The sequence below is a fragment of the Streptomyces sp. PsTaAH-137 genome, from assembly GCF_003259365.1.
GTDB lineage: Bacteria > Actinomycetota > Actinomycetes > Streptomycetales > Streptomycetaceae > Streptomyces.
This window is the reverse complement of record NZ_QLLY01000026.1, coordinates 43,088-64,563: the sequence shown is the minus strand read 5'-3', so window position 1 is coordinate 64,563 and position 21,476 is coordinate 43,088. Positions and strand designations below refer to the sequence as shown.

Below are 21,476 nucleotides of genomic sequence, written 5' to 3'. Positions count from 1 at the left end.
GGTGCAAACGACCGTGCACGTCACTCGTTGCACAGTCCATGACGACCACGAACGTTCCCAGCACCTCTGTCCGCATCGCCGACGGCGCCCAGGTGCACGAGTCCGCGACCCTCGGATCCGGCACCCGTGTCTGGGAGTTGGCGCAGATCCGCGAGGGGGCCCGGCTCGGCGAGGGCTGTGTGGTGGGCCGCGGCGCCTACCTCGGGACGGGGGTCTCGGTCGGCGCCAACGTCAAGATCCAGAACTACGCGCTGGTGTACGAGCCGGCGACCCTGGCCGACGGGGTGTTCGTCGGGCCCGCCGTGGTCCTCACCAACGACCACACCCCGCGCGCCGTCGATCCGCACGGCCGGGCGAAGGGCGCCGCCGACTGGGAGCCGGTCGGGGTGACGGTGGCGGAGGGCGCGTCGCTGGGGGCGCGCGCGGTGTGCGTGGCGCCGGTGCGGATCGGCCGCTGGGCGATGGTCGCGGCGGGCGCCGTCGTCACCCGTGACGTCGCGGACTTCGCGCTCGTGGCCGGGGTCCCGGCCCGGTGGATCGGCTGGGTGGGGCGGGCCGGGGAGCGGCTCGACGAGGTCGCGCCCGGCACCTGGCAGTGCCCGCGCACGGGCGCCCGCTACGAGGAGCCGGCGCCGGGCCGCCTGACCGAGGCCTGAGCCCGGTCACGTACGCTGAACGTCCATGGCAATCACCACCGCACTCTGGTCGTTCGCCCTGGTCGTGGGGCTCCTCACCCTCACCCCCGGACTCGACACCGCGCTGATCCTGCGCACCTCGGCCCTGGGCCACCGCAGGCGCGCCTGGGGCGTCGTCCTCGGCATCCAGACCGGCACCCTGCTGTGGGGCGCGCTGAGCGCCCTCGGCGTGACGGCCCTGCTGACCGCCTCCCACGTCGCCTACGAGATCCTGCGCTGGGCCGGCGCCGCGTACCTGGTCTGGATGGGGGCGCGGATGCTCTACGCCACGCTCCGGGGACGCCGGGCGCCCGCGGCCGAGGAATTCGGCGCCGCCGCGGGCGCCGACTCCCTGCGCTCCGGCTGGCGCCAGGGCACGCTCACCAACGTCCTCAACCCGAAGATGGGCGCCTTCTACGTCGCCATGCTGCCGCAGTTCATCCCCGCGGGCTCGAACCACTTCGCCATGGGGCTCGCGCTGGCCGGTGTGCACGTCGCCCTCGGCCTGCTCTGGGCGACGGTGCTCATCGCCTGCGCCCGGGTGCTGCGCGGCTGGCTGGCGCTGCCCCGGGCCCGGCGCGTCCTGGACCGGGTGACCGGGACGGTGATCGCCGCGTTCGGCGTGCGGCTCGCCCTGGGTGACTGACGCTACGCGGGCACGGGCGCGCCGAGCACGATGCGCGCGACCCCGGGCCAGCGGGCCGGGTCGGTGATCCGGCGGCCGTCGACCAGGACCCGTACGCCCGGGAAGTCGGCGACGCCCGTCTCCCGGTACTCGGCGTGGTCGGCCTGGACCACGGCGGCCGTCACGTCCTGGCCCGCGTACGGGGTGAGGCCGAGGGCGGCCAGCTCCTCGTCGGAGTAGAGCGGGTCGCTGACGCAGGGCACGGCCCCGGCCGAGCGGAGCGCGCCGACCACGCCGAACACCCCGGAGAACGCGGTCTCCTTGACGCCGCCCCGGTAGGCGGCGCCGAGCACCAGGACCTCGGCGCCCGCCAGATCGCCGTACACCTCGGCGAGCCGGGTGACGGCGTACCCGGGCATCGCGGCGTTGGCCTCGCGCGCGGCGGCGACGACGCTCGCCCCGGGGTCGTTCCACAGGTACATCCGCGGATAGACGGGGATGCAGTGTCCGCCGACCGCGATGCCGGGCTGGTGGATGTGGCTGTAGGGCTGGGAGTTGCAGGCCTCGATGACCTTCAGGACGTCGATCCCGGCGCTGTCGGCGAACCGCGCGAACTGGTTCGCCAGGCCGATGTTCACGTCCCGGTACGTCGTCTCGGCCAGCTTGGCCAGCTCGGCGGCCTCGGCCGAGCCCAGGTCCCAGACGCCGTTCGGGCGGGGCAGGTCGTCGCGTACGTCGAAGTCGAGGACGGACTCGTAGAACTCGACGCCCGCGCGGGCGGAGGCCGTGTCGACGCCGCCGACCAGCTTCGGGTAGCGCCGCAGATCGCTGAACACCCGCCCGGTCAGCACCCGTTCGGGGCTGAAGACCAGGCTGAAGTCGCGGCCCGCGCGCAGCCCGGAGATCTCCTCGATCATCGTCGCCCAGCGGGTGCGGGTCGTGCCGACCGGGAGCGTGGTCTCGTAGCTGACGAGGGTGCCGGGGCGCAGACCCCGGGCGACGTCGCGGGTGGCGGCGTCCATCCAGCCGAAGTCGGGGGTGCCGTCGGCGTCGACGAACAGCGGGACGACCAGGACGACGGCCTCGGAGACGGCGACGGCCGACGCCGTGTCCGTGGTGGCGCTCAGCCGGCCGTCGGCCACCGCCTTCTTCAGGCGGACGTCGAGTTCGTGCTCGCCGGGGAAGGGCTCCACGCCGTCGTTCACGAGGGTCACGACCCGTTCGTCGACGTCCGTGCCGAGGACCTCGTGGCCCTTGGACGCGAACTGGACGGCGAGCGGGAGGCCGATCTTGCCGAGGGCCACTACACAGATACGCATGACTAGTTGACTCCGATCGGGGAGGTGGGCGCGGCGGTCCGTTCCGGCACCCCGGCGCACAGCAGGCGCCGGTAGACGGTGTCGAGCACCTGGGCCTGCGCCTGCCAGGTCCAGGTGTCCAGCAGGCCGGGGGTGTCGTACGCGGCGCGGTAGCGGCCCGGGTCGGCGAGCGTGGCGCGGACCGCGCGCACGAAGTCGCCGGTGTCCTCGGCGCGGAACACCTCGCCCTGCCCGGTCTCGCGGACCGTATCGGCCATGGTCCGCACATCGCTGACGACGAGGGGCAGCCTGGCGTGCGCGTACTCCATGAACTTGGTGATGAGCGCCAGTTCGTGGTTGGGCCAGTGGTGGATCGGGATGAGTCCGACGTCGGCGCCGGAGAGGAAGTCGACGACCTGCCAGTGCGGGACGTACGGCAGGGCGTGGACGCGGTCGGCGACGCCGAGTTCGGCGGCGCGGGCGAGGAGCCCCTTCATGTACGCACCTCGGGGCGCGAGCACGACGAACGCGGCGTGCGCGTCCGGGAGTTCGGGCAGCGCCTCGATCACGGTGCGCAGGCCGCGCTGTTCGGCGGGCGCGCCGCTGTAGACGAGCAGCGGGGTGTCCGCGCCGACGCCGCACAGGGCGCGCAGGTCGGGGACCGGCTCGCCGTCGTGGTCCTCCGGCGCCTCGCCGCCGGGCGCGTTCAGGACGACCGCCGGGGTCTCCGGCAGCTTGTGCTCGCGCCGCAGCAGCTCGGCGAGGCTGTCGGAGACGGTGACGACCGCGTCGGCGTACCGGGCGTACTCGCGCTCGTGGCCGACGTGCGCGGGCAGCCAACGGGTGTGCGAGGCGCGGGGCTTGATGCCGGGCAGGTACTCGTGGGCGTCCCAGACCAGCTTGACGCTCCGGCCCCGGCCCTCGGCGCGGGCCACGGCGCGGGCGCCGACGCCGATCATCCGGAAGTCGTTGGCGTGGATCAGGTCCGGGCGCAGGGCGTCGACGGCGGGGCCGAACGTCAACTCGTAGTCCCAGAGGTACGGTTCGAGGCGGCGCCAGGCGCGGTCGCCCATGCAGCGGCGCACTCCCCAGGCCCAGAGCCGGTCGACCGGGCCGTCGAGTCCCTTGCGCGCGGCCCGGGCCCGCTCCAGCTGGTCGCGGCGCAGCCGGGTCCAGCGGACCATCACCTGCGCGGCGACCCGGCGCAGCCTCAGTCCGCGGCCCTCCGCGATCCGCCGGGCCAGCAGGTCGGCGCGCCACGCCTTCGCCTGGGCGACCCGGTAGTCGGCGATGCCGCCGGGCCGGTAGGCGAGCGGGCGGCGCAGCCACGGGCGGCGGAACTGGTTGCGGCGGGCGTTGAGCTGCTTGCTCATCGGCAGCAGCCGGACGGCGGCGGCGCCGAGCCTCCACTCCCGGGACCGGCTGTCCGGGGACTGGCCGAGGAGCGTCACCTCCCAGCCCGCGTCCGCCATGGAGCGGGCCGCCTTCTGCACCCGGGAGTCGCCGTGGACGCCGTTGTCGACGAGCATGACGACCCGGCGGCCCTCGCCGCCCTCGGAGGGCGCCGTCTCGTCGGGGGCGGGGTGTGACTGCACGCTGGGGATCCTCTGTCCGTCGCTGTCACCCGGCGCTCGCGTGCCGGGGTCGGTGGCGCCTCGGGCGCCGGTGTCCGGCGGGTGCGCGGGCGGCCGGGACCGGGCCGGCCGGCCGTGGTCCGGACTCACGTGGCCGCCGCCGGGAGCGTCTCCCGGCGGGACGCGGGCAGCCGTACCGAGCCGCGGTCCTGGGCGGACTCCAGTACCGCCGCCGCGACCTCCACGGTCCGCAGCCCCTCGCGCAGGGTGACGATCCCGTTCGGTTCGCCGGTGCCGGCGACGGCGTCGCGGAACCGTTCGTGCTCGACCAGCAGCGGCTCCCGCTTGGGGGTCGCGTAGCGGATCATGTCGCCCTCGCTGACCCCGCGGAACGCCCGCAGCGCCTCCCACTCGGTGGTGACGGCGCCGTTGGCGTAGTAGGTCAGGTCCGCCGTGAGGGTGTCCGCGACGAAGCAGCCGCGCTCCCCCGTCACCGCCGTGAAGCGCTCCTTGAGCGGGCTGAGCCAGTTGACGAGGTGGCTGACGAGGGTGCCGTCGGTGAGGTCGCCGGTGACGGTGACCATGTCCTCGTGCGGGCGGCCGCTCTTGCTGAGGGTGCGGGCCGACACCGACGCGTACTCCTGTCCCGTCACCCAGCCGGTGAGGTCGATGTCGTGCGTGGCCAGGTCCTTCACCACGCCGACGTCGGCGATGCGGTGCGGGAAGGGGCCCTGGCGGCGGGTGACGACCTGGAAGACCTCGCCGAGTTCGCCCGCCTCCAGACGCGAACGCAGGCTCTGCAACGCCGGGTTGAAGCGCTCGATGTGCCCGACGGCCGCGACCAGGCCCCGCGCCTCGAACGCGTCGACGAGACGGCGGGCCGCGACCACCGAGTGCGCGAGGGGCTTCTCGATCAGGGCGCAGACGCCGTGCGCGGCGAGGGTCATTCCGACCTCTTCGTGCAGGGCGGTCGGGCAGGCGACGACGGCGTAGTCCGGGCGCAGCGCGAGGAGTTCGTCCAGGGTCGGCACGACGGGGGTGCCGTCGGCGAGGGTGCCGCCCGCCGGGTCCGTCACGCCGACGAGGTCGACGCCGCCGAGGAGGCCGAGGACACGGGCGTGGTTGCGGCCCATGGCGCCGAGGCCGATGAGCCCGGCGCGCAGCCGGGTGCCGCCCATCACAGGCTCCCGGCAACGGAGTCGACGGCGTCCGCGATGTGCTCGATCTCGCGGTCGGTGACCCCGGGGTGGACCGGCAGCGACAGCACCTCGGCGGCGGCCCGGTCCGTCTCGGGCAGCCGGTCGCCGGTGCTGAAGGGGGCGAGGCGGTGGATGGGCGTCGGGTAGTAGGCGGCGCTGCCCACGCCCCGCGCGGCCAGCTCCGCCCTGAACCGGTCCCGCTCGGGGACCCGCAGCGTGTACTGGTGGTAGACGTGCCGGGCCCCGTCGGCGACGTACGGCGTGGTCACCGCGTCGGAGGTGATCAGCGCGTCGAGCCGCTTGGCGTTGGCGCGGCGCCGTTCGGTCCACTCGGTGAGCCGGCCGAGCTGGACGCGCCCGACGGCGGCGTTCACGTCGGTCATCCGCATGTTGGCGCCGACGATCTCGTTCACGTACTGCTGCTCCATGCCCTGGTTGCGCAACAGCCGCAGGGTGCGGGCGAGTTCGGGATCGGCGGTGGTGATCATGCCGCCTTCGAGGGCGTGCATGTTCTTGGTCGGGTAGAAGCTGAAGCAGCCCGCGACGCCGTGCGCGCCGGCCGGGCGGGCGTGCAGGGTCGCGCCGTGCGCCTGGCAGGCGTCCTCGACGAGGGCGAGGCCGTGCCGCTCGGCGATCGGGGTCAGGCGGTCCGTCGCGGCGGGGTGCCCGTAGAGGTGGACCGGCATGATCGCCGCCGTGCGCGGGCCGACGAGCGCGGCGACCGCGTCCGGGTCGGCGCAGTACGTGCGCGGGTCGATGTCGGCGAAGACAGGTTCGGCGCCGACCAGGCGGACGGCGTTGGCGGTCGCGGCGAAGGAGAAGGAGGGGACGATCACCTCGTCGCCGCCGCCGACGCCGAGCGCGAGCAGGGTCAGCTGGAGGGCGGAGGTGCCGGAGTTGACCGCGACGCAGGCCCGCCCCTCGACCAGTTCGGCGAACTCCTCCTCGAAGGCGGCCACTTCGGGCCCCTGGACGACACGGCCGCTGCGCATGACGCGTACGGCCGCCTCGATCTCGGCATCCCCGATGACGGGGCGCGCGGGCGGGATCGGTGCGGGAACCCCACTCGACGACATGACTGATCACTCCGTCCGGAGATGACAACTTGGCGCGAGGTCAACTCCTCCAGGACGACCGGAGTTTTCCGGCCCTTTACGCAATCACCCCATCGGCTGAAGTGTCGGATAAGGCGACTTCCCGGCGGACGCGGGGGCGTCCGGAGCGGCCGAGCACCCCGGCGCCGCGCCGCCCACCCGCTCGTACAGGCGCACCATGCCGCTCTGCCGGCGGTCCTGGCGCACGGGCCTGAAGTCCTCGCGCAGCACGTCGAGTTTGGCGGCGTCGGTGGCGGTGCGCGAGCGCCAGCCGGGGCGGGCGGCCTCCGCGTCGAAGTAGACCCAGAGCCGGGGCAGGCAGGCCATCCGGGCGCGGAGTTCGACGGCGGGGACGTCGCGGCCGTAGAGGGTGCCGGAGCGGGCGCCGGAGGCGAGCAGGGACACGTCGCGGGTGCCGGCGACGGAGGCCGGGTAGGCCTCGGCGTACTTGCGGCCGGTCTTCGGGACGTACAACAGCGGATCACCCGCCTGTAGTTGGCGCGAGAGCATCCGGGCCACCGCGCCGAGGTCGTCGCGGCGGGCGTGGGCCGAGCGCTGGTGCTCCTGGAGCGGGAGCTGGGCGAGGAAGGCGACCGCGATCAGGCCGAGCCCGGCGAGCGCGGGCGCGGTCGCGGCGGGGGCCAGGCGCGGCACCCGGGACACCAGCGCCTCGGCGCCGGCCGCCACCAGCAGCGGCACCCCGGCGAAGGCGAAGAACGCGTAGCGCGGCGCGTACAGCGGATGCCACTGGGAGAGCGCCAGCAGGGCCAGCGGCGGCAGCAGCGCCAGCGGCAACGCGGTCGCGACGATGCCGCACGCCCCCTGCGCGACCCGGGCCGGCGGGCGGGAGACGGCGACCGCGATCAGGGCGAGGGTCGCCGCGTACAGCAGCCCGTGCCCGCCGGCCGCCATCCGCAGCAGCGCCTCGGCGTCGTCGCGGCCGGGCCGCCGGATCCAGCCGACCTGGGCGCTCTGGCCCCGGGTCACCAGGGCGAGCGGCAGCAGCGAGACGGCGGCGGCGGCCGCGGCGGCGCCCCAGCCGCGCCACACGCGCCGGTCCACTCGGGTCACGGCGAGGGTCACGGCGTGCGCGGGGATCAGCAGGACCGCGAACTCGTGCAGCCAGGCGGTCAGGGCGAGGGCCACGGCGTACGCGGCCCAGGCCCGGCCCGACGGTTCGCGCACCGCCCGCACGCAGAGCAGCGTCGCGGCGGCGGCGCCGGCCGCGACGAGCGCGTAGGAGCGGCCCTCCTGCGCGTAGTACTGGGTGAACGGCGCGACGGCGTACAGCAGCCCGGCCCACAGCCCGGTCCTGGGGCGGACCAGGCGGGTGCCGATGGCGGCGACCAGACAGGACGCCGCCGCGGCGCCGGCCACCGAGGGCAGCCGGAGCAGCACCTCGCCCGGGTGCAGCGGCAGCAGGAAGTGCATGAGCAGGTAGTACAGGCCGTGCACGGCGTCGATCGTGCCCAGCAGTTGCCACAGCTGCGGCAGGGACCGGGACGCGGCCATGACGGTGGCCGCCTCGTCCCGCCACATCGTCCCCCGGTCGAGCCCCCACAGTCCGAGGACGAGGGCCACGGCACCGGGGACGGCGACGGCCAGGGCCCGGGCGCGCGCCGGCCCGGGGTGCGTGATCAGCGACATGTGCCGAGCCTGTACGACAGGCCGACTATTCCGGGGGACAGTGGGGCATGTGCCGCACAACGTCACCCGTTTCCACGCGAGACGGCGGGGCCGCCTACTCGACGACGAGCTGCACGTCGATGTTGCCGCGGGTCGCGTTCGAGTACGGGCAGACCTGGTGGGCCTGCTCGACGAGCTTGCGGCCCGTCTCGGCGTCCACGGTGTCCGGCAGCTCCACGCGGAGCACGACCGCGAGGCCGAAGCCCTCGCCCTGCTTGCCGATGGAGACCTCGGCGGTGACGGCGGCGTCGGTGACGTCCACCTTCGCGCTGCGGCCGACGAGGCCGAGCGCGCTGCCGAAACAGGCGGCGTAACCGGCGGCGAAGAGCTGCTCCGGGTTCGACCCCTGGCCGTTGCCGCCCATCGCGGTGGGCATGCCGAGCTGGAGGTCGATGACGCCGTCCGAGGAGACGGCGCGGCCTTCGCGGCCGTGGGTGGCGGTGGCGACAGCGGTGTAGATGGCGTCCATGAGAAGCCTGCCCTTCGAGAGCTGATGCGTCCGGCGGTTTCGTGCTCCCGCCCTCTTACGTCCTTAAGTAGAGCACGCAATTCAATTGCGCACAACTGAATCGCTCAAGGATTACCCTGGAGCCATGACCCAGCGCGACGAGTACCTCCGCCTCGACCGGCAGATCTGCTTCTCGCTGAACGCCGCGACCCGCGCGTTCGGCGGCGTCTACCGCGTCCTCCTCAAGGACCTGGGCCTCACCTATCCCCAGTACCTGGTGATGCTCGCGCTCTGGGAGGCCGACGGTGCGGGACTGCCCGTGAAGCGGCTCGGCGAGCGGCTGCGGCTCGACTCGGGGACGCTGTCGCCGCTGCTCAAGCGCCTGGAGACGAGCGGCCTGGTGCGCCGGGAGCGCAGCGCGCGGGACGAGCGGTCGGTGGTCGTGACGCTCACCGCGGCGGGCGTCGCCCTGAGGGAGCGGGCGGCCGAGGTGCCGCGCGCGATCGGCGCGGCCACGGGGTTCGACCTGGCCGAGCTGGACGATCTGAGGGCGCGGCTCAACCGCCTGACCGAGGCGCTGGACCGGGCCGAGATCGAGACGCTCGGCGCGGACAGTTAGGGAGGGCACGGCCGGGACATACGCTCCCGAACCGTGACACTCGACACCAGACCGAGCATCCCGGCCCCCGTCTTCGCCACCTGGGTCCGTCCGGGCCCGCTGGCCCGCGCCGCCCTCCCCGCCGCCTGGCTGGCCACCCGCGCCGCAATGGTCGCGCTCCTACTGTGGGACGGGCTCGGCACCGGCGGCGTGACCAGGGAGGTCTCCGGGCTCTACACCCACTGGTACGGGATCCTCGCCCGGGGCGCGTTCCCGTCCGGCGACCCGCTCTGGCAGTACCCGCCCGGCGCGGGCCCGGTGCTGCTCGCCCCCGGGCTGCTCCCCTCGCTCACCTACCTCCAGGCGTTCGTGGCGCTCACCCTCGCGGCGGACGCGCTCATCGCGTTCGTCCTGGCGCGCGGCGGCCGGGAGCCGCGCGGCGCCTGGCTGTGGGTGGCGGGATTGCCGCTGCTCCTGCACATCCCGCTGGCCCGCTTCGACGTCCTGGTCACCGCGCTCGCCGTGCTCGCCCTGCTGGCGACGGCCCGCTCACCCCGCGCCGCCGGCGCCCTCGCGGCGCTCGGCGCCCTGGTGAAGGTCTGGCCGGCGCTGACCCTGCTGGGCATGCCGCGCGGCCGCTCGACGAAGGAGGCGTGGACGGCGGCCGTCGCGTCCGGGGCCGCGCTCCTCGCCGTCCTGACGCTGGCCTTCGACGCGCCGCTGTCGTTCCTGAGCGGGCAGAGCGGGCGCGGGGTGCAGATCGAGTCGCTGGGCGGGACCGCGCTGATGACCGCCCGTCACTTCGGCTGGCCGGGGCAGGTCCGGTACCGGTACGGGGCGTTCGAGGTCGTCGGGCCGCACGTCGAACTGGTCGCGGCGGGCGCGCTGGCGCTCACCGTCGTGGCGTTCGCGGTGCTGCTGTGGTGGCGGACGCGGGCCCGCGCGTGGTCGGAGGCGACGCCGTACGACGCGGCCCTGTGCGCGGTGCTGATGTTCACCGTCACCAGCCGCGTCATCAGCCCGCAGTACCTGGTCTGGCTGCTCGGGCTCACCGCCGTCTGCCTCACCTCGCGGTACACCACACAGGCCCGGGTGGCCCCGCTGATCCTCGCGGCGGCGGCCCTCAGTTCGCTCACGTACCCGGTGCTCTACGCGGACGTGCTCGCCGGGACCTGGACGGGCTGCGCGGTCACGGCGGCCCGCAACGCCCTGCTCGCCGGAGCGGTTTTCGTCTCGTTCCGTTCCCTCCGAAAAGGAACGGAGGAGTAAAACTTTCGACTTACCGGACATTTACCTACAAGACCTAAGATTCAGCTGTGAAAATCTCGCCACCTCCCGCCGTCTCGGTCGTCGTGATCGGTTTCGACGATGCCGACCATGTCGCCGACGCGGTGCGCTCGGCCCTCGACCAGGGCCCGGCCGTGGCCGAGGTCATCGCGGTGGACGACTGCTCGACGGACGGCAGCGGCACCGTCCTCGACGAACTGGCCGCGCGGGAACCGCGGCTGACGGTCGTGCACCGCGAGCACAACAGCGGCGGCTGCGGCACCCCGCGCAACGACGGCCTGGCCCGCGTCACCCGTCCGTACGTGATGTTCCTCGACAGCGACGACGAACTGCCGCCGGGCGCGGTGGACGCGCTGCTCGGCGCGGCGGAGCGGCACGGCGTACAGGTCGCGGCGGGACTGTGCGTGCGGCGCGAACTGCCGTCGGGACGCGAGACGCCCTGGCAGCCGGAGCTGTACGCGCGGGCCGCCGTCGTCGCGCACCCCGCGCGCCGCAGACGCCTGGTCCACGACACGCTGTGCGTCAACAAGCTGTACCGGACGGACTTTCTGCGCGGCCACGGCATCCGCTTCCCCGACGGGCGGTTCGTCTACGAGGACTTCGTGTTCACGGCGCGGGTGCTGGCCGCCGGGCCGCGCATGGCGCTGGTCCCCGACCCGGTCTACGTCTGGCACGTGCGCCGCACCGCCGACCGGCTCTCCCTCTCCCTCGACCGCTCCCGCATCGACAACTGGCAGGCCCGCCTCGACGCCCACCGCACGGCCGTCGACATCCTCCTCGGCGCAGAGCAGAAGCGGCTCGCGCGTGCGGCACGGGCCCACTTCCTCGACCACTCGCTGCGCATGTACGCGCGTGAACTCGATCTGCGCGGGCCGGAGTACCGCACCGAGTGGTGGACCAGGACCCGTACGTACCTGAAGACCTTCGAGACCGCCGACTTCGAGCTCGCGCCCGCGCCGGGCCGGGTCGTCGGCCGGATCGTGCAGGCCACCGAGGAACCGCGCGACCTGCCCCGCGTCAAGGAACTCGCCGCCCGCCCGGCCCGGCTCCTGCCGCCGTACGCGTACGCGCCCGACGGCACCCCCGCCTGGTCCGCCGAGCTGCCGCAGGTCTCGCTCGGCCATCTGCTGCACCGGCCGGTCCACCTGCTCCCGGTCGCCGTCGAGGGCGAGCTGCGGCCCGGGCCGCGCGGCACCCGGCTCTCCCTGCGCATGCACGAGCTGTACGGGCGGGTCGCCGACGCCGGACCGCGCACGATGGACGTCGAACTCGTCGACCGGCAGGGCGGCGGCGTCGTCCAGCGCCGCACCGCCGCCGTCACCGCCCTGCCCGACGAGCAGTGGGACGCCACGGTCCTGCTCGACCTGTCGGCGCTCGGCGGCCCCGGCACCTGGGACATCCGGCTCCGGCTGCACTTCGCCGACGGCAGCCACCGCGACACCACCGCCCACGCCGTCCACGGCCCGGGGCTGCTGCGCCGCACCGCCGTCCCGAGCCGCCGCCACGGCGTGCTGCTCGCCCAGCCGTACGCGACCCACTCCGGCGCCCTCGCCCTGCGCACGGCGCCGGGACTGCGCGGGGTCGTGTCGGTGGTCCGGCGCAGGGCCCGGCGTTTGCTTCACTGACGGCAGGGCGTGGTGCCCGTTCTCTGCACGAGGGGATCTCTCCGACATGACCTGGCTGATCACCGGCGGGGCCGGCTACATCGGCGCGCACGTGGTGCGCGCGCTGCGGGCGGCGGGCGAGGAGACGCTCGTCTACGACGACTTGTCCACCGGTGTCGCCGACCGGGTGCCGTCCGACGTGGAACTGGTGGTCGGCTCGACCCTCGACCGGGCGCTCCTGGACCGCACCCTCGCCGGGCGTTCCGTCACCGGTGTCGTCCATCTCGCGGCGAAGAAGCAGGTCGGCGAGTCGGTGGAGCGGCCGCTGCACTACTACCGGGAGAACGTCGAGGGGCTGCGCGTCCTCCTCGACGCGGTGACGGAGGCCGGGGTCCGCGCCTTCGTGTTCTCGTCCTCCGCCGCCGTGTACGGGATGCCGGACGAGGCCGTGCTGACCGACGGGCTCGTCACCGAGGACACGCCCTGCGCGCCGATGTCCCCGTACGGCGAGACGAAGCTGGCCGGTGAGTGGCTGCTCCGCGCGACCGGCCGGGCCACCGGTCTCGCCACCGCGTCCCTGCGCTACTTCAACGTGGCGGGCGCCGCCTCGCCCGAACTGGCCGACACCGGGGTCTTCAACCTCGTCCCGATGGTCTTCGAGCGGCTCACCGCCGGGGACGCTCCGCGCATCTTCGGCGCCGACTACCCGACGCCGGACGGCACCTGCGTCCGGGACTACATCCACGTCGCCGACCTGGCCGAGGCCCATGTCGTCACCGCCCAGCGGCTCGCCGGGGCGGCGCCGGGCACCGATCTCACGCTCAACGTCGGGCGGGGCGTGGGGGTCTCGGTCCGCGAGATGATCGACACCATCAGCAGGGAGACGGGCCTCGGCACCGCCCCCGAGATCCAGCACCGCCGCCCCGGCGACCCGGCCCGCGTCGTCGCTTCCGCGGACCGGATCGCCGTCGAACTGGGCTGGTCGGCCAAGCGCGACGTCCCGGAGATGGTGACCTCGGCGTGGGCGGGCCGACTGCGCCGCTGAACAGTCCGTCAGCCGCGGCTCTCGTCGTGGCTGGTCGCGCAGTTCCCCACGCCCCTGAGGCATGCGCTGCGCGCAGCCTCCCCTATGAGATGGCGCACGAAGTGCGCATCTCAGGGGCGCGGGGAACTGCGCGAGAAGCGGCCACCGGGCCGCACACGACGAACGACCCAGGGGCGCGGGTCAGGAATGGAGGTGGGCCGTGCCGTCGGTCAGGTCCCAGACGTCGTCGGCCAGGTCGAGCAGGCGGGTGTCGTGGGTCGCGACGAGGGCCGTCACGCCCTCGCTGTCCACCACGGCCCGCAGCAACTCCATGACGGCCACCCCGGTGTGCGCGTCGAGCTGACCGGTCGGCTCGTCGGCGATCAGGAGCGCCGGCCGGTTGGCCAGCGCCCGCGCCACCGCCACCCGCTGCTGCTGCCCGCCGGACAGCTCGTCGGGCCGCTGCTTGGCATGGTCGGCCAGCCCGACGAGGCCGAGCAGGACGCGGACCCGCTCGTCGCGCTCCTCGCGCGGCAGATTGCGCAGCCGCAGCGGAACCCCGACGTTCTCGGCCGCCGTGAGCACGGGGAGCAGCCCGAAGCCCTGGAAGACGAACCCGATCCGGTCCCGGCGCAGTTCGCGCAGCCGCGCCTCCGGGAGACCGGACAGATCGGCCCCGTCCAGGAGCACCCGGCCGCGGTCCGGCCGGTCGAGACCGCCGACGATGTTCAGCAGGGTCGTCTTGCCCGCGCCCGAGCGCCCGCGCACCGCGGTCAGCCGCCCGCGCCGGGCCGTCAGCGACACCCCGCGCAGGGCGTGCACCTCGGACTGCCCGCGCCCGTAGCTGCGGTGCACATCCTCCACGCGCACCATCTGCTCCGGCGCGTCGGGCCCGGAAGCCGTCCGCACCGTCCCGTGATCCGTCCCCTGCTCCGTCATCGCCCCACCCCGTCGCCGCCATCGCGTTCCGCCCGGAACGGCGCCCGTGCGCCCGCCACCGGACGGGCGGTCACCCTATGCGGACACGCCGCCCCGGACAATGCCCGCCCACCGACCGTCCGGCCGGGCGAACGGCCGGGGTTATGATCCTCGCGCTCCGTATCGAACTGCCGTCCGGGGAACGGTGGTCGGCGGTGCGCCGAACGGACGGGGGCGGTCCACGTGCTGGCCTGGGGAGTGCGGCGCGTACTCGCGCATCGGCTGCCGGTACTGGCCGCCGTGCTCGCGGTGACGCTCGCGGCCACCGTGCTCACCGCGCTCGCCGCCTTCTCGACCGCCGCGGGGGACGTCGCGCTGCGCCGTACTCTCAGCGCCTCCGACCACCGCGACGACACCGCGCTGACGGTCACCGCCGACGTCCCCGACGGCGGGCGGAGCGCGGCCCGCGCCACCGTCGCCCGGCAGGCCCGCTCCGCGTTCGCCGGGCTGCCGGTCACCGTCCGCGAGAGCGAACGCTCCGTCACGTACGGGCTGCCCGGCGGCGACCGCGACCACCCGGACCTCGCCCGGCTCGCCACGCTCGACACCGGCCGGGTGCGCCTCGTCTCCGGCCGTCTCCCGTCGTCCGTCCCGTCCGGCTCGGTCCCCGTGGCCGTGCCCCGGATCGCCGCCGACCGCCTCAAGGTCCGGGCCGGCGACACCCTGGCCCTCACCGGCCGCCTGGACTCCCGCACGCTGCGGGTGACCGTCACCGGGGTGTACGAGGCACGGGACACGGCCGACCCGTACTGGCGGCTCGACCCGCTCGGCGGGCGCGGCGCGGCCACCGTCTCGTTCACCACGTACGGGCCGCTGCTGGCCCCCGCCGCCGCCTTCACCACCGGCCGGGTCACCACCGACAGCACCGCGTGGAGCGTCACCGCCGACACCCGCGGGCTGACCGTCGCCGACGCGGACGACCTGCGCGACCGGGTGGTGTCGGCCCGCGCGGCGCTGCGCAAGGCGCCCGCGCTGGGCGGCGCCGCCGAGGTGACGACGGGGCTGCCCGCCCTCCTCGACCAGGCGGCGACGGCCCGTTCGGTCGCCGCGACCTCACTGCTGACCGCCGCCGTGCACCTCGTCGTCCTCGCCCTGGGCGTCCTGCTGCTCGTCGCCCGGCTGCTGCGCGAGCGCCGCACCGCGGAGACGGCCCTGCTGCGCGCCCGCGGCGCCTCCACCCGCAGGCTCTCCGCCGTCGCCGGAGTCGAGGCGCTGTGCCTGGCGCTGCCCGCGGCGGCCGTCGCGGTCCTCGCCGCGCGCCCGCTGGCCGGCCTGTTCGCCGCCGACGCCGCGCACGCCCCGCTCACCGCTCCGGTGGTCCTCCTCGCCCTCCTGACCGCCCTCGCCGGGGCCGCCGTCGTCCTCGGGACCGCCACCCCGGCCCGGGACGAGAGCGCGAGCGGCCGTGTCCGCGCCCTGCCGGGGCCCGTCCGGGCGGGCGCGGACGTCGCCCTCGCCGTCCTCGCCGCCGCGGCCTGGCTCCCGCTGCGCTCCGGCGACCGGCTCACCCCGGTCGCCGCCTTCGCCCCGGCACTCACCCTGCTCGCCGGCACCGTTCTCCTGCTGCGGCTCCTCCCCTGGGCGGCCCGCGCGGCCGAACTCCTCGCGGCCCGGCGCCGCGGTGCCGGGGCCGCCCTCGCCGGACGGCAGTTCGCCCGGCGCCCGGCCGCCGCCACCGCGCCCGTCCTGCTGCTCGCGCTCGCGGTGGCCACCGGGCTGCTCGCCACCGGGCAGAACGCCTCGTGGCGCACCTCGCAGTACGACCAGGCCGACCAGACGGCGGGCGCGCCGCTGCGCCTCGACGACCCGCGCCCGAGCGGTCCCGGCCAGAGCGGCCGGGTCGACGGCGTACGGGACCTGCGCGCCGTGGCGCCCGTGCACCGCGCCGACACCGATCTCTCCGGCGGCGCGCGGGCCACCGTCCTGGCCGCCGACACCGGCGCCCTGCGCTCCACCGTCCTGTCGGGGCCCGCCCTCGCCGACGGCGCGCTCGCCCCGCTCGCCGCCGCACGCCCGTCCGCCGAAGGCCCCCGCGTGACGCTCCCGAAGGACGCCCAGGCCCTCCTGATCCGGGCCCGGACCGGGCCGCGGGACCGCGGAGTCCCGGCCGCGCGGGTGACCGTACTCGTCACCGACCGGCACGGCACCGCCTACCGGCTCCCCGCGGGCGAACTGCCCGCCGACGGCCGCACCCACCGGCTCCGCGCCGCTCTCGACACCACCGCGGACGCCGCCCGCTTCGCCCCGGCGGGCCCGCTCACCGTCGTCGAGATCGGCGTCGAGGGTTCCGTGCCGGCCCGCGCCGGCACGGCCGACCTGCGCATCGACGCGCTCAGCACCGAGGGCGACGGTGCCGGCTCGCGCGCCCTGGCCCTCCCGGCCGGTCTGACCTGGAGCGCCGAGTCCACCGTGACCCGCGGCACGCTCGACGACCCGGCCCGCACCCTGCGCCCGCGGGCGGCCGGCGACGGCGTCGCGCTCTCCTACCCGACCGGCTCGGACGACATCGGCGACGCGACATCCACCGTGCGGCTGCGTCCCGGCGCCGTGCCGCGTGCCTCCGCCGCCCTGCCCGCCCTCGCCACCGACGCCTACCTGCGGGCCACCGGCGCCCACGCGGGCGACACCGTCGACGTGACGGTCTCCGGCGAGACCCTGCGGGTCCGGATCGCCGCGACCGCGCCCACCTTCCCGACCACCGGCACCGACGGCGCGCTCGTCGTCGACCTCGCCGCCGCGGAGGTCTGGCTCGCCGCCCACGACCGCGACCCGCTCGCCCCGACCGAGTGGTGGGCCGCGCCCGAGGCGGGACGTACGGTCCAGGCCGCCGCGCACCTGCGCGCCGCCGTTCCGGGGGCCACGGTCACCGTCCGCGACGAGGTCGCCGCGCGTCTGCTCGGCGATCCGCTCAGCGGCGGCGTGCGGGGCGCGCTCTGGGCCACGGCCGCCGCCGCCGTCGTCCTCGCGGCGCTCGGCCTCGCGGCGGCCGGCGCGGGCACGGTCCGCGTCCGCCGCCCAGAGTTCGCCGTGCTGAACGCCCTCGGCGCTCCGCGCCGGCTGCCCCTGCTGCTCGTCGCCGCCGAGAACACCGCGCACCTGCTGACCGGCCTGGTCACCGGCACCGTCATCGGCGTGCTGCTGGTGCACGCCGTGGTCCCGTACACCGTCCGCACCGCCACCGGGGCCCGGCCCGTGCCGACGGCGGTCACGGACCTGCCCGTCACCCACGTCCTCCTGCTGCTCGCCGCCGTGGCCACGGTTCCCGTCGTGGTCACCGCCCTGCTCGCCCGCCACGCGGCCCGCACCCCGGCGGGCGCCGGAACGGAGCCCGCATGACCGATCACCGCGCAGCGGAATCCGGCGGGGGCCGCGGACACCGGGTCCCCGCGCCCTTGCTGCGGACCCGGTTGCGGGCCGCGCCCCGGGCCGCCCTCGCGCTCGCCGTGCTCGTCGGCGTGATCGCCTTTCTCGCCGCGGCGCTGCCGCGCGCCGACGACACGGTCGGCTCCCGGGCCCTGCGCTCGGCCCTCGACACCGCCGGGCCCTCGCGCACCACGGTCGAACTGACCGCGCCCCAGCCGTCGCTGGCGCTCTCGCCCCACGACCGTGCGGCGGCCGTCTCCCCGGACGCGCTCGCCCGGGTGACGGAGCGGGCCGCCCGGCTGTTCCCCGCGCCGCTGGCCGCCGACGTGAGCGGCGCCGTCGCCGAGGTCCGCACCACCGACCAGCTCGTCGGCACCGATCCCGGCCTGCCCCGCCCGGAGGCCGTGCCGCCCCGGTTCAGCATCCACGCGCTGGACGGCCTCGCCGAGCACTCCCGGGTGGTGGACGGCAGGCTGCCGCGCGCGCCCCGCGACGCCACCGAGAACACCCGCGCCGCCGAGGCCGCCGTCACGGAGGCCACCGCCCGCGCCCTGCACCTGCGCGTCGGCAGCACGGTGCACACCGCCCACGTGAACGGGGCCCCCGGTCCCGAGTTCACCGTCAGCGGCATCCTGCGGACGCTCGAACCCGGCAGCCCGTACTGGTCGGCCGACTCCCAGTTGCGTACGCCCGGCCTCGCCGCCACCAGCGGCAAACCCCCGTCGCTGTACTGGTCCGCCGCGCTGCTGCTGCCCGCGAAGGCCGCGCCCGTCCTGCTCGGCACCCAGACCCAGCCGGAGCTGGTCTGGCGCTTCGCCCCCGACACCGACGGGCTCACCGGCGCCGACGCCGACGGGCTCGTCCGCGCCACGGCGTCGCTGCAGAACGGTCCTGCCGCGCTGCGCCTGCGTACGGTCGCGGGACCCACCGCCGCCGTCACCACCGGACTCGGCGCCGTCGTCACGGGCCACACCCAGCTGCGCGACACGCTGCGCCCCCTCGTCACGGCGGGCCTCACCGGAGCCGCCGCCGTCGCCGCGCTCGTCCTGACCGCCGCGGCCGCCGTCCTCACCCGCCGCCGCGGCGGCGAACTGGCCCTGCTGCGGGCCCGGGGCGCCGGCCTGCCCGCGCTGGCCGCCCGGACCGCCGCGGAGACGGCGGTGTGCGCGCTGCCCGCGGCCGCCCTCGGACTCCTGCTCGCCCGGCTCGCGCTGCCCGAGGGCCGCGACGCCCCGGCCGTGCTCGCCGTGGCGGCCGTCGCCGGGCTCGTCTGCGCGGTGCCGCCCCTGCTCGTCCTCGCCGGTCACCGAGTGCCGCGGGTGCACGACGAGCGGGAGGACCTCGCCGCCGTCCGCCCGGGCCGCCGCCGGCTGGTCGTCGAGGCGACGGCCGTCCTGCTCACGGCCGGTTCGCTCGTGGCGCTGCGCACCACCGGCGCGGACTCCACGGCCGCGATCGCCGTCGCGCCCGTGCTGACCGCGCTGCTCGGAGCGCTTCTGCTGCTGCGGCTGACCCCGCCGCTGCTGCGCCGGGCCGCCCGGGCCGCGGCCCGGCTGCGCGGTTCCGTGGTCTTTCTCGCGCTGGCCAGGGCCGGACGGGCGCCCGCCGCCACCGTCTTCCCGCTCTGCGCCCTCGTGATCGCCCTGACGACAGCGGCGTTCGGCGGGTCCGTGCTGGCCGGCACCACGGACGCCCGGGACCGGGCGGCCGTGCTCGCCACCGGCGCCGACGCCCGCGCCGACGCGCTGGGCAGCGGGGCGCGGCTGGCCCCCGGGGCCGAGCGGACCGTCGCCGCCCTGCCCGGTGTCGACGCCGTCACGGCGGTCGCCGCCGACCGCGACGCACGGGCGGGGGACGCCACGTTCACCGCCGTCGCCGTCCCCGCCGACGCGTACGCGCGCCTGGCCCGCTCCACCGGCCTCGGCGGCTTCGCGCCGGACGAGCTCGGCACCCGCTCGGGCGCCGTGGGCGCCGTCGCCTCGCCCCAGCTCGCCCGGCGGCTGGGCACGGGACCGCAGGAGATCGAGGTGTTCGGCCGGACCGTCACCGTGCGCGTCGCCGCCGTCCGGACCACCACCCCGGCCGTCCCCGCCGGCGCGTTCCTCGTCCTGGACCAGCGCCGCCTGCCCGCGCGGGCCGGCGTGACGAGCCTGCTGGTCACCGGCGCCCCGGCCGACGCACAGGCCCTCGAACGGGCGGCCCGCGCCGGGTCGTCCACGCCGGTACGCGCCGTGCTCCGCTCCGACGTACGGGCCCAGTACGCCTCCTCGTCATTGCAGAAGGGCAGCGTCCTGGTCTACGCGGCCGCGGTCGCCGCCGCCGGTGCGTTCGCCGCGCTCGCCCTCGCCCTGTCGCTGCTGCACGACGCCGCCGCCCGCACCGCGTTCCTCGGCCGCCTGCGCACGCTGGGGCTCGGGGTGCGGCAGGGCCGGTACCTCGCGCTCCTGGAGGCGGTACCGCTCGCGGCGACCGCGGCCGTCGGCGGCATCGTCACCGGCTGGGCCGCGATCGCCCTCGCGGGCCCGGCGATCGACCTGCGGCTGCTCGCCCTCGGCCCCGCCCGCACCGGACAGGACGGCGCGGCCGTGCCCGAGGAGTTCAGCCCCCATCTGTCGGCCGCCCCGGCCGCGCTGGCACTGCCCGCCGCGGCGGTCCTGGTGCTCGCCGCCGTCGTGACGGTCCTGCACACCCGCCGGGCGGGCGACCGGCGCCCGCGCTCCGCCGGCCAGACCCCGTCCGAACGCCCGTGAGACCCGTGAGAGGGGAGTCCTCATGACCCTGCCACCGCCCTCCGGCGGCTCCCGCAGCCGCGACAGCCTTGCCGAGCTGGAGGCGCGGGCCGGGCGTGCCCGCCCCGCCCACGGCCAGGACGCGCTCGTCGTCTGCGACCGTCTCGTACGGGTCTTCACCGCCGACGGCGTCGAGGTCCAGGCGCTGCAGGGCCTGGACCTCCTGGTCCGGGAAGGGGAGCTGACCGCGCTCGTGGGTGCCTCCGGCAGCGGCAAGTCGACGCTGATGAACATCCTCGCGGGACTCGACGTGCCGACCGCCGGAGCGGCCCGGGTCGCGGGACGCGACCTGCTGACCATGGGGTCCCGCGACCGCCTCGCCTACCGGCGGGCGACCGTCGGCTTCGTGTGGCAGCGCACCTCGCGCAACCTCGTGCCGTACCTGGACGCGGCGCAGAACGTCGCCCTGCCCATCCGGCTCGCGCACCGCGGCGGCCGGAAGGCCCGCGCGGCCGCCGCGCGGCGCGCCCACGATCTGCTCGGGCTGCTCGGCGTCGCCGATCGCGCCGACCGGCGGCCCGCCGCGCTCTCCGGCGGCGAGCAGCAGCGGGTCGCCATCGCGGTCGCGCTCGCCAACGACCCGTCGCTGCTCCTGGCCGACGAGCCGACCGGCGAACTCGACTCGGCGACGGCCGCCGACGTCTTCGCCGCCTTCCGCCGGGCCAACGACGAACTCGGCACCACCGTGCTGGTGGTGACGCACGACCAGGCCGTGGCGAACGAGGTCCGCCGCACGGTCGCCATCCGCGACGGCCGCACCTCCACGGAGACGCTGCGCCGCACCACCGTCGACGAGGGCGGGCGCACTTCGGTGGAGGCCCGCGAGTACGCGATGCTCGATCGCGCGGGCCGCCTCCAGTTGCCGTCGGAGTACGTCGACTCCCTGTCGATGGAACACCGCGTCCTGCTCCAGCTGGAACAGGACCACATAGGCGTCTGGCCCGACGCCCCGGACACCGACTGACACCGCCCCGTCGCCCGTCCGCGGCTCCGGCGGGGTCTGATCGCGCAGTTCCCCGCGCCCCTGGGCCGTACATCGACTACCGGCCGGTGACCGCTTCCCGCGCAGTTCCCCGCGCCCCTGAGATGCGCACTTCGTGCGCCATCTCATCAAGAGAGACGCACCACCGCCGCCCCATCAGGGGAGGCGCACCCCCGCCGCCCCATCGGGAGGCGCGCGAAGCGCAGCCTCAGGGGAGGCTGCGCGCAGCGCACGCCTCAGGGGCGCGGGGAAC

At 76.0% G+C, this 21,476-nt stretch carries 16 protein-coding genes; 9 read left to right on the top strand and 7 right to left on the bottom strand.

Annotated elements, in window-relative coordinates:
* The first annotated feature begins 38 nt into the window (after positions 1–38).
* Both K377_RS37385 and K377_RS37380 read left to right on the top strand, forming a co-directional pair.
* Complete coding sequence (locus tag K377_RS37385; protein WP_111668148.1) at positions 39–656, top strand: acyltransferase; 618 nt, start codon at positions 39–41, stop codon at positions 654–656.
* Positions 657–681: 25 nt separating this feature from the next.
* Positions 682–1,320 (top strand): LysE family translocator, encoded by a 639-nt coding sequence (locus tag K377_RS37380; protein WP_111668103.1) that lies wholly within the window; start codon positions 682–684, stop codon positions 1,318–1,320.
* Positions 1,321–1,322: 2 nt separating this feature from the next.
* Here K377_RS37380 and K377_RS37375 read toward each other — a convergent pair whose 3' ends face one another.
* From K377_RS37375 to K377_RS37350, 6 genes are all read right to left on the bottom strand, one after another.
* The gene (locus K377_RS37375; RefSeq protein ID WP_111668102.1) at positions 1,323–2,618 is read right to left on the bottom strand and encodes a nucleotide sugar dehydrogenase; all 1,296 of its coding nucleotides are present in this window, start codon (positions 2,616–2,618) and stop codon (positions 1,323–1,325) included.
* Positions 2,619–2,620: 2 nt separating this feature from the next.
* Complete coding sequence (locus tag K377_RS37370; RefSeq protein WP_309252264.1) at positions 2,621–4,192, bottom strand: glycosyltransferase family 4 protein; 1,572 nt, start codon at positions 4,190–4,192, stop codon at positions 2,621–2,623.
* Between the two features lie 125 nt (positions 4,193–4,317).
* The gene (locus K377_RS37365; RefSeq protein ID WP_111668101.1) at positions 4,318–5,349 is read right to left on the bottom strand and encodes a Gfo/Idh/MocA family protein; all 1,032 of its coding nucleotides are present in this window, start codon (positions 5,347–5,349) and stop codon (positions 4,318–4,320) included.
* Positions 5,349–6,446: a DegT/DnrJ/EryC1/StrS aminotransferase family protein gene (locus tag K377_RS37360; RefSeq protein ID WP_111668100.1), complete on the bottom strand. Its 1,098-nt coding sequence runs from the start codon at positions 6,444–6,446 to the stop codon at positions 5,349–5,351. Before K377_RS37360 ends, K377_RS37365 begins: the two co-directional genes overlap by 1 nt.
* 84 nt (positions 6,447–6,530) lie before the next feature.
* Positions 6,531–8,111 (bottom strand): glycosyltransferase family 39 protein, encoded by a 1,581-nt coding sequence (locus K377_RS37355; protein WP_111668099.1) that lies wholly within the window; start codon positions 8,109–8,111, stop codon positions 6,531–6,533.
* A gap of 94 nt (positions 8,112–8,205) precedes the next feature.
* Positions 8,206–8,619 carry an organic hydroperoxide resistance protein gene (locus K377_RS37350; RefSeq protein WP_111668098.1) on the bottom strand — a complete coding sequence of 138 codons (414 nt, stop codon included), beginning with the start codon at positions 8,617–8,619 and terminating at the stop codon, positions 8,206–8,208.
* A 124-nt stretch (positions 8,620–8,743) separates the two neighbouring features.
* On the opposite strand from K377_RS37350, the gene K377_RS37345 reads away from it, so the two are divergent.
* Genes K377_RS37345 through galE form a run of 4 tightly spaced genes read left to right on the top strand, consistent with a single transcriptional unit; the run spans position 8,744 to position 13,132 of the window.
* A complete protein-coding gene (locus K377_RS37345) occupies positions 8,744–9,217 on the top strand; it encodes a MarR family winged helix-turn-helix transcriptional regulator (protein ID WP_111668097.1) in 474 nt (157 codons plus the stop codon).
* A 33-nt stretch (positions 9,218–9,250) separates the two neighbouring features.
* Positions 9,251–10,465 carry a glycosyltransferase 87 family protein gene (locus K377_RS37340; protein ID WP_375605998.1) on the top strand — a complete coding sequence of 405 codons (1,215 nt, stop codon included), beginning with the start codon at positions 9,251–9,253 and terminating at the stop codon, positions 10,463–10,465.
* Positions 10,466–10,512: 47 nt separating this feature from the next.
* The gene (locus K377_RS37335; protein ID WP_375605997.1) at positions 10,513–12,108 is read left to right on the top strand and encodes a glycosyltransferase family 2 protein; all 1,596 of its coding nucleotides are present in this window, start codon (positions 10,513–10,515) and stop codon (positions 12,106–12,108) included.
* Between the two features lie 46 nt (positions 12,109–12,154).
* Positions 12,155–13,132, top strand: coding sequence for a UDP-glucose 4-epimerase GalE (gene galE / locus K377_RS37330; RefSeq protein WP_111668096.1), 978 nt, complete (start codon positions 12,155–12,157; stop codon positions 13,130–13,132).
* 180 nt (positions 13,133–13,312) lie between these two features.
* Here the strand turns inward: galE and K377_RS37325 are convergent, their stop codons facing one another.
* Complete coding sequence (locus K377_RS37325; RefSeq protein WP_111668095.1) at positions 13,313–14,050, bottom strand: ABC transporter ATP-binding protein; 738 nt, start codon at positions 14,048–14,050, stop codon at positions 13,313–13,315.
* A gap of 222 nt (positions 14,051–14,272) precedes the next feature.
* Between K377_RS37325 and K377_RS37320 the strand changes: the two genes are divergently transcribed.
* The 3 genes from K377_RS37320 to K377_RS37310 are packed head-to-tail and all read left to right on the top strand — an operon-like array spanning position 14,273 to position 21,205.
* Entirely contained in the window at positions 14,273–17,425 is a 3,153-nt protein-coding gene (locus K377_RS37320) for an FtsX-like permease family protein (protein ID WP_111668094.1), read from the top strand.
* On the top strand, positions 17,422–20,202 hold the full coding sequence (locus tag K377_RS37315; RefSeq protein ID WP_111668093.1) for an FtsX-like permease family protein: 2,781 nt from the start codon (positions 17,422–17,424) through the stop codon (positions 20,200–20,202). Before K377_RS37320 ends, K377_RS37315 begins: the two co-directional genes overlap by 4 nt.
* Positions 20,203–20,224: 22 nt before the next feature.
* On the top strand, positions 20,225–21,205 hold the full coding sequence (locus K377_RS37310; protein ID WP_111668092.1) for an ABC transporter ATP-binding protein: 981 nt from the start codon (positions 20,225–20,227) through the stop codon (positions 21,203–21,205).
* The last annotated feature ends 271 nt before the right edge of the window (positions 21,206–21,476 follow it).

What these genes read in the sequence shown, in the direction of transcription:
- K377_RS37385 (WP_111668148.1), top strand. Translation starts at nt 39, where the DNA reads ATGACGACCACGAACGTTCCCAGCACCTCTGTCCGCATCGCCGACGGC.
- K377_RS37380 (WP_111668103.1), top strand. Translation starts at nt 682, where the DNA reads ATGGCAATCACCACCGCACTCTGGTCGTTCGCCCTGGTCGTGGGGCTC.
- K377_RS37375 (WP_111668102.1), bottom strand. Translation starts at nt 2,618, where the DNA reads ATGCGTATCTGTGTAGTGGCCCTCGGCAAGATCGGCCTCCCGCTCGCC.
- K377_RS37365 (WP_111668101.1), bottom strand. Translation starts at nt 5,349, where the DNA reads ATGGGCGGCACCCGGCTGCGCGCCGGGCTCATCGGCCTCGGCGCCATG.
- K377_RS37360 (WP_111668100.1), bottom strand. Translation starts at nt 6,446, where the DNA reads ATGTCGTCGAGTGGGGTTCCCGCACCGATCCCGCCCGCGCGCCCCGTC.
- K377_RS37355 (WP_111668099.1), bottom strand. Translation starts at nt 8,111, where the DNA reads ATGTCGCTGATCACGCACCCCGGGCCGGCGCGCGCCCGGGCCCTGGCC.
- K377_RS37350 (WP_111668098.1), bottom strand. Translation starts at nt 8,619, where the DNA reads ATGGACGCCATCTACACCGCTGTCGCCACCGCCACCCACGGCCGCGAA.
- K377_RS37345 (WP_111668097.1), top strand. Translation starts at nt 8,744, where the DNA reads ATGACCCAGCGCGACGAGTACCTCCGCCTCGACCGGCAGATCTGCTTC.
- galE (WP_111668096.1), top strand. Translation starts at nt 12,155, where the DNA reads ATGACCTGGCTGATCACCGGCGGGGCCGGCTACATCGGCGCGCACGTG.
- K377_RS37325 (WP_111668095.1), bottom strand. Translation starts at nt 14,050, where the DNA reads ATGACGGAGCAGGGGACGGATCACGGGACGGTGCGGACGGCTTCCGGG.
- K377_RS37315 (WP_111668093.1), top strand. Translation starts at nt 17,422, where the DNA reads ATGACCGATCACCGCGCAGCGGAATCCGGCGGGGGCCGCGGACACCGG.
- K377_RS37310 (WP_111668092.1), top strand. Translation starts at nt 20,225, where the DNA reads ATGACCCTGCCACCGCCCTCCGGCGGCTCCCGCAGCCGCGACAGCCTT.